The following is a 7,290-nucleotide window of genomic DNA, read 5'->3' as shown; positions in this document are numbered from 1 at the left end:
TCGTTCGAGGCTAGCAGGACGCCACCGGGCGGCAGCGCCTCCACTTCATCGCCATGGATCGCCAGCGCATCCCAGGAACCTGGCCTGCCGGTCAGCAAAGGATGATCCTTTCCAGCCGGGGTAGCGGAGATGCGCCGGGCCAACCCGGCTTCCATGCGTTGCGGCATCTTTCGCACCGATCCGCCCGCAGCCGCTACCGCCACTTGCAGCCCCGCGCATGAACCGAATGATGGCGTGCCAGAAGCAAAAACCGCGCGCATGAACATCAGTTGCCGCGCAACCTCGCTGGTTTCGCGATAGACGTGCATGGGTGACCCGGTAAGAAACACGGCGTCGAAAGCGGCCAATTCTTCCTGACTGTAAGCGGGCGCATCCTCGTCCGCCGGAGAGACAATCATGACGTCCGCTCCGGGCCTCAATTGTAATAACGTGGCCTTGTAGGTTTCTCCCGCGCTCTTCCCCGCCCGTTCGCGCCGGTCTGCACGCTCCTCCGGCAATTCACTTTGCGCGACCAGATATCTGGGCATGTTCGACTTTCAGCGATGGGAGGGATCAGAGGATAGCCCCCAAGAACGCGGCGGCGCCCAACAGGTGCCCTGCCCGATGGTGCGCCCAAGGCGGCGGGCGCAAACTGACAAAGCTGGAAATTTGTGCGGTCCGGCGCTAAGGGTGCGTTCGCAATCAAGGATGCCTGCACCGTGTACCAGTTGAAGATCAGCGCAAACCGCCCTGCCTTCCCTGTTGTCTACGGTGCCCATGTCCAGCTTCCTCACGCTTTCGAATCTTTGCGCTGCCACGCCTGACGGGCGGCCGCTTTTCCATGACCTGACGCTGTCCGTCGGCGCTGAACGCGTTGGCTTGGTGGGACGCAACGGCTCGGGCAAGTCCACCCTGCTGCGCATCACCACGGGCGAAGTGACGCCGCTGGCCGGCACCGTGCTTTGCACAGGCACTATCGGAATGCTGGCCCAAGCCTGGCACCCGGATCAAACGGTGGCCGACGCGATCGGCGTCGCCCAACCTCTCGCGATCCTTTCGCGGATCGAGGCGGGTCACGGCGATGCAGCCGATTTCGACGCGGCCGACTGGGCCCTGCCTGCCGCCATCGATAGCGCCCTCCATCAAGTCGCGCTGGGCGGCATCGATTTGCAGCGGCTGATGGGTACGCTTTCGGGCGGCGAGCAGACGCGGATCGGCATGGCCCGCCTGCTGATTGCGCCGCCCGATCTGCTGCTGCTGGACGAGCCGACCAACAACCTCGACCTCATGGGACGCGAAGCCATCGCTCGGCTCATCGCGAAGTGGCGTGGCGGCGTGGTGGTGGCCAGCCACGATCGTGCCCTTCTGGAAGGCATGGATCGCGTTGTCGAGCTGCGCACGATCGGCAATCGCATCGTCGGCGGAGGATGGTCCGCTTTCGCCGCGATCCGCGAGGCTGAGCGCGCGGCTGCGCGGGATGAACTGACACGTGGTGAAGCGGCGCTAAAGGCTGCGCGCGCTTCGGCGCAAACGGCGCGCGAAGCCAAGCAGCGCCGGGACAAGGCGGGGCGCGCGTTCGCCGCGAAAGGCTCTGAACCCAAGATCCTGCTGGGTGCACAAGCGCAGCGCGCGGAGAACAGCGGCGGTCAGGCCCGGCGTCTGGCCAAGGCGCAGATCGACGAGGCAACCCGCGACCGGGATGAGGCGCGTACGCGGGTCGAAATACTGACGCCGCTGACGATAGACCTGCCAGCAAGCGGACTGCCCGCTTCGTCCGAGATCGTCATCCTCGAACAAGCGACCGTGCAACTGGGCGATCGCACATTGGGTCCTTGGACACTGACCGTGCAAGGACCGCAGCGACTGGCCGTCACCGGGCCTAACGGCGCCGGCAAATCCACTTTGCTGCGGCTGATCGCCGGCCAAATCTTGCCGTCGAGCGGCCTCGTTCGGAGTCGGCGGGAACGGATCGTCATGCTCGACCAGCAGGTTGGTGCGCTGGATCGGCATGACACGCTGGTCGGCAACCTGAAAAGACTGCATCCGACGCTGGACGAAGAGGCGGTTCGCGCCGCCTGCGCGCGCTTCGCCTTCCGCAATCGCGAGGCGGAGCGCATCGTCGGCACCTTCTCTGGCGGAGAGTTGTTGCGTGCGGGCCTTGCCGCCGCCTTGTCCGAACCCGCATCACCCTGGATGATCATCCTCGATGAACCGACCAACCATCTGGATATCGAATCGATCGAGACCCTGGAACAGGCGTTGCGATCGTTCGACGGGGCGCTGCTCGTCGCAAGTCACGATACCCGCTTTCTAAAAGCGCTGAATCTGACGGGCAGCGTAAGGGTAGACGCCCCAATTCTCCATTGATGGCTTGGCGCGCCGCGAAAAAACACGGCCTGCTCTGGCACTTGCTTCGAGCCGGTGGGTTGCCACACCCTAAGCTTCCTTTCGCGAGGTGCGATGACCGTTGAACAGTGGCTGTCCGTAGCCGTCCTTTTTGGCATGATGGCCTTGTTCCTGTGGGAACGCTTTCGTTACGACGTGACCGCGATAATTGCGTTGCTGTGCGCCATAGCGCTTGGCCTGGTGAAGCCGGATCAGGCCTTCACCGGCTTTTCGGATGACATCGTGATCATCGTCGGCTCGGCGCTGGTCATCTCAGCCGCAGTGCAGCGTTCCGGTTTGATCGAAGACGCGGTCGCTTATCTGTCCCAGCGGATCAGGCGGGTCGGTTCACAACTGCTGCTGCTGACTTCCTGCGTCGGGCTGGCTTCCGGTCTGGTCAAAAACGTCGGCGCGCTGGCCATGTTGATGCCGGCAGCCACGCAGTTCGCCCGTAAGAGCGACACCAATCCCTCGGTTTTCCTGATGCCGATGTCGTTTGCCTCGCTTCTGGGTGGCTTGATGACGCTGGTCGGCACATCGCCCAACATCATCGTGAGTCGCGTGCGAGAGGAGATGACAGGACAGCCGTTCGGCATGTTTGACTATCTGCCGACCGGACTGGGTCTGCTGATCGTGGGCCTCTTATTCCTGCGCCTGGGCTATCGCCTCCTGCCATCCGACCGGCAGGGCACGGTCTCCATGGGACAGGCGCTGAACCTTTCCTCCTACGAAACGGCGGCGCGAGTCCCACCTATCAACCAGAGCATCGGGGAGACCCTGGCTGATTTCGTCGCCCGCCATGACCACGATGTCGACGTTACCGCGATCCAGCGCGGCGGCCACAGCAAGGAAGCTCATTCCGAGATGGTGGTGGAAGCGGGCGACGTCCTCGTCCTTACCGGTGAGCCCGATGCGCTGGAGCGCGTCATCGCACGCGACGGGCTGATCCTGACCGGCCAGGACAAAGAGCAGCAGGACGACGATACTGGCGTGGTGGAGGGCGTGATCATGGCCGGGTCGGCACTGGTCGATCGATCCGCCGCGCGGATGCGGTTGCAGGACCGATTGCGGCTGCGGCTGATCGCCATTTCGCGCGAAGGTGAAAAGCTCGCTAAAGAGCCGGGACAAAGCATCCTGCGGGCCGGCGACGTGATCGTGCTGCAAGGCGCGCTTGATATGATGCCCGAGCGATTGCGCGAGCTGGGCGTGCTGCCGATCGCCGAGCGTCAGATCCGCCTGGGTACAGCGCGGCGCGGTTGGCTGGCCGTGATCATCCTGGCGGCCGCCATGACGGCGACGGCGACCGGTCTTGTGCCCGTCGCCATAGCGTTCTTCGCTGCCGCCGGCCTGATACTGGTGACCGGAGCGCTGCCGGTGCGCGATGCTTACGAAGCCATCGAGTGGCCGATCCTGATCATGCTGGGCGCGCTGATCCCCGTCAGCGCCACGTTGCAGAGCACCGGCGCGTCCGATGTCATCGCCACGCAGCTATCGCATCTGGCCGCCACTTTACCGCCGTGGGGCGCGGTGATGCTGATCCTGGCGGCGGCGATGGCCGTCACGCCATTCCTGAACAATGCGGCGACCGTACTGGTTATGGCCCCCATCGCCGCGGTCTTCGCCAGCGACCTGGGCTATCGCCCGGAGGCGTTCCTGATCGCGACGGCGATTGGCGCGGGATGCGACTTCCTCACCCCGATCGGCCATCAGTGCAACACGCTGGTATTCGGCCCTGGTGGCTACAAGTTCAGTGACTATGCCCGATTGGGCGCGCCGTTATCGCTGCTGGTGCTGGCAGTGGGGACGCCGCTGATCCTCTGGACCTGGCCGCTGTAAGCGCAGTGTAGCGATTATGCTGGCTGACGGCGGCTTGTCTCACGCGTTCCCGAGCAAGCGGGCCGCAGCATGGCACCAAAGCCGATCCACAGCGCTAGGCTGATCAGGGCAAAGCTGCCCAGCACGTAGAAGGCCACGTGATACCCCAGCACCTCGGCCAGCCAGCCACCGATCGCCGGGCTGAGCGATGCGCCGACGCCCTGAATGGTCATCACCGCGCCTTGGCCCACGTTGACGCGCCCGGTGCCGCTGAGCAGACAAGCCACTAGGCCCGGCACAGCCACGCTTTGAAGGCCCGCTCCAATGCCGTCCAGCGCCTGGACGGGCCACACGCCCCAATGCTCGATGAATGTACCCGCCAGCAGCCCACGAAGCGGTAGCGCGGCAAACGATATCAGCAGCACCAACCAGTACCCCTTCCCCGCTGACATCTTCATCGCCAGCAGCGAGGCGACGATCATCACCGCTTGCGCCACCACGACAACGGTGGCCGTAAACAGCGCGGGGTTGCCTTTGCCCGCCCCCACGACTGCCAGGGTGTAAAGCGGCAACATCGCGCCATTGCCCAAGTGGAAGCAGGCGAGGGCCGCCGCCAGCACCAGCATCGGCTTGTTTTGCAACAGCGTGCGGAACCCTTCGGCCTTGCCGCCTCCCTCGGGCTCATCAGCGGCGTCATCACCGCGTTCCAAACCCCGCGCTGCCCGATGGTCGATCGCTTTCTCCGGAATCATGAGCACGGTGATGATCGCCAAAGCGCCGAACACGGCCGCCAGATAGAAGATCGCCGGCATGCCGTATTTCCAACCAAGCCAACCGGATAGACCCGCGCCCACCACGTTACCGGCGTGGTTCCAGGCCTGATTGCGGCCATTTTGGGCATTGAAGCCCTTTTGCCGCACCACGCCCAAGGTCATGCCCGCGACGGCTGGCCCGATCGCCGCCCCCGCGATCGCGGTGGCCACCTGGCTGAAGGTCACCACCAGTCCCGATTGCGACAGAAGAATGAGGAAAGACGCCATCACCGTGCAAATGCCGGTGACGATGACGACGAGACGCTTCTTTTCGGTATGATCGATGAAAGCTCCTGCCGGAACGGTCATCAGCATGCCGGCGACGCCGCCCACGGTCATCACCGTCCCGATCGGTCCCGAGGTCCAGCCGCGCTGTTGCAGGAACACGCCCAGGAATGGCCCGATGCCGGCCTGCATATCAGCCATGAAGAAGTTGAGCGCCTGCAGGGCGTTTTTGGCACGCTTTGTGTCATCACCCGTGGCGGGTTTGAAATCCGTCAGTGCAACCGTTGCCATCGAAACGCTCCGAGATATCCGCGATTGAACACCCGGTGCGGCTGTTTCGAGCCAGCAACATCATAAAATATTTTAAGGCTACGTGGCGATGGGAATCGCGAGCGATACCCCGGGAAATTTGCTTAATTGTTATATGCTTACTTCGAGTGACATCCCATCCACGTAGAGAAACGGCAATTTCGGCCTGGCGGGAACAATGTGGCGCCAGCAACAAACACTGGGCCTCAGCCCCTGTCGGCGATCGGGATCGCGGTGGTGTACTTCGTCATCGACAAGGCAAAATGAGAAGCCGCTCCGGCAACGGAAGGATGGCCCAGCATGGTCTGCATCAGGAACATGTTGTAGCCCGCCACGTCGGCGACGACGATGCGCAGCAGGTAGTCCCATTCGCCTGACATCGAGAAGCTCTCCACCACTTCCGGCCGCTCGGCCACGAAGTCCTCGAACGCCTTGCGCGCGTCCTGCGCGTGCGATCGCATCCGGATGTGGCAAATCACATTGACACCGCGCCCGACCTTTTCCGGGTCGACCAGGCGTACCGGCCGGCTGAGCACGCCCGCTTCCTCCAGCGCCCTGATACGCCGCCAGCATGACGCAGTTGACGCCCCTACATGCTGCGCCAGGTCGACGTGACTGATCGAGGCGTCCTGCTGCAGGAGCGTGAGTATTCTGCGATCAATCGGATCGAATTGATTGATATCTTTCATATACGCGTTATATCTGATGATATTTCATCGGAGAAGGCCGCTTTATGGCTGACTTAGAAATTTCATTTCAGCCATTTCGTGCGACAACGTGGTATGTCGCATATCGCATCATCTCCCCCCGAAGGCGCAGCTGCCGATTGGACGGTGCCGCAGGACTGGCAGGCCTATAGCGCAGCCGAACACGCGATGTGGAATCACTTGTTCGAGCGGCAATCGAAGATGCTGCCAGGGCGGGCGGTAGATGAGTTCATCGATGGCCTTGATGTGCTGCGCATGTCCAAGGCGGGAGTCCCAGATTTCGAGGAGCTGTCCGAGCGGTTGATGAAAGCCACCGGCTGGCAAGTCGTCGCGGTGCCTGGCCTGGTGCCGGATCGGGTCTTTTTCGAGCATCTGGCGAACCGGCGTTTCGTGGCGGGCCGCTTCATCCGCACGCCGGAGCAGCTGGACTATTTGGAAGAGCCGGACATCTTTCATGACGTGTTCGGCCATGTGCCGCTACTCGCCAATCCCGTGTTCGCCGATTACATGCAGGCTTACGGCGAAGGTGGCCTGCGGGCCGACGGCCTGGGGGCGATCAATCGCCTGGCCCGGCTCTACTGGTACACCGTGGAGTTCGGCCTGATCCGCCAGGGTGATCGCCTCAAGCTCTATGGCGCGGGGATCGTTTCCTCGCATGGGGAATCCATATTCGCGCTGGACGATCCTTCGCCCAACCGGCTGGGCTTCGACTTGAAGCGCCTGATGCGCACGCCCTATCGGATCGATGATTATCAACAGACCTACTTCGTCATCGACAGCTTCGAGGACCTGCTGAAGCAGACGGTCGAGACCGACTTCGCGCCGCTATATCGCGAGTTGGAAGGCGCGCCCGACCACGCGATCACCACCATCCTGCCGCAGGATGCGGTCTTCACCCAAGGCACACAGGCCTACGCGAACGCCAAGGCGGGGGCCTGAGATGCGCCGCTCGCTTTCATCGCGCCAGCCACGCCTTATCTAGAATATCGAGAGGAACCGCCCATGTCCGACCAGACCAATCCGCTGGGCCTTAACGGCTTCGAGTTCGTCGAGTTCAC

Annotated in this window: 6 protein-coding genes; 3 read left to right on the top strand and 3 right to left on the bottom strand. The window is 63.0% G+C overall.

Annotated features, from left to right (window positions below; all coding sequences use genetic code 11):
• A partial coding sequence (locus ACHWRX_RS14580; protein WP_394659725.1) for a type 1 glutamine amidotransferase occupies positions 1-527 on the bottom strand: 527 nt, incomplete at its 3' end.
• Between the two features lie 229 nt (positions 528-756).
• Here ACHWRX_RS14580 and ACHWRX_RS14575 point away from each other — a divergent pair.
• Together ACHWRX_RS14575 and ACHWRX_RS14570 are read left to right on the top strand one after the other, a co-directional pair.
• On the top strand, positions 757-2,346 hold the full coding sequence (locus ACHWRX_RS14575) for an ABC-F family ATP-binding cassette domain-containing protein (protein WP_394659724.1): 1,590 nt from the start codon (positions 757-759) through the stop codon (positions 2,344-2,346).
• A gap of 93 nt (positions 2,347-2,439) precedes the next feature.
• Positions 2,440-4,200 (top strand): SLC13 family permease, encoded by a 1,761-nt coding sequence (locus tag ACHWRX_RS14570; RefSeq protein WP_183616370.1) that lies wholly within the window; start codon positions 2,440-2,442, stop codon positions 4,198-4,200.
• 14 nt (positions 4,201-4,214) lie between these two features.
• Here the strand turns inward: ACHWRX_RS14570 and ACHWRX_RS14565 are convergent, their stop codons facing one another.
• Positions 4,215-5,507: an MFS transporter gene (locus ACHWRX_RS14565; RefSeq protein ID WP_394659723.1), complete on the bottom strand. Its 1,293-nt coding sequence runs from the start codon at positions 5,505-5,507 to the stop codon at positions 4,215-4,217.
• Positions 5,508-5,731: 224 nt separating this feature from the next.
• Positions 5,732-6,214 carry an Lrp/AsnC family transcriptional regulator gene (locus ACHWRX_RS14560; RefSeq protein ID WP_394659722.1) on the bottom strand — a complete coding sequence of 161 codons (483 nt, stop codon included), beginning with the start codon at positions 6,212-6,214 and terminating at the stop codon, positions 5,732-5,734.
• A 93-nt stretch (positions 6,215-6,307) separates the two neighbouring features.
• Here ACHWRX_RS14560 and phhA point away from each other — a divergent pair, with 93 nt between their 5' ends.
• Entirely contained in the window at positions 6,308-7,171 is an 864-nt protein-coding gene (gene phhA, locus ACHWRX_RS14555; protein WP_394659721.1) for a phenylalanine 4-monooxygenase, read from the top strand.
• The last annotated feature ends 119 nt before the right edge of the window (positions 7,172-7,290 follow it).

This window comes from uncultured Novosphingobium sp. (assembly GCF_964277725.1).
GTDB lineage: Bacteria > Pseudomonadota > Alphaproteobacteria > Sphingomonadales > Sphingomonadaceae > Novosphingobium > Novosphingobium fluoreni.
The sequence above is the reverse complement of the archived record's forward strand: the minus strand, read 5'-3'. Positions and strand labels throughout refer to the sequence as shown.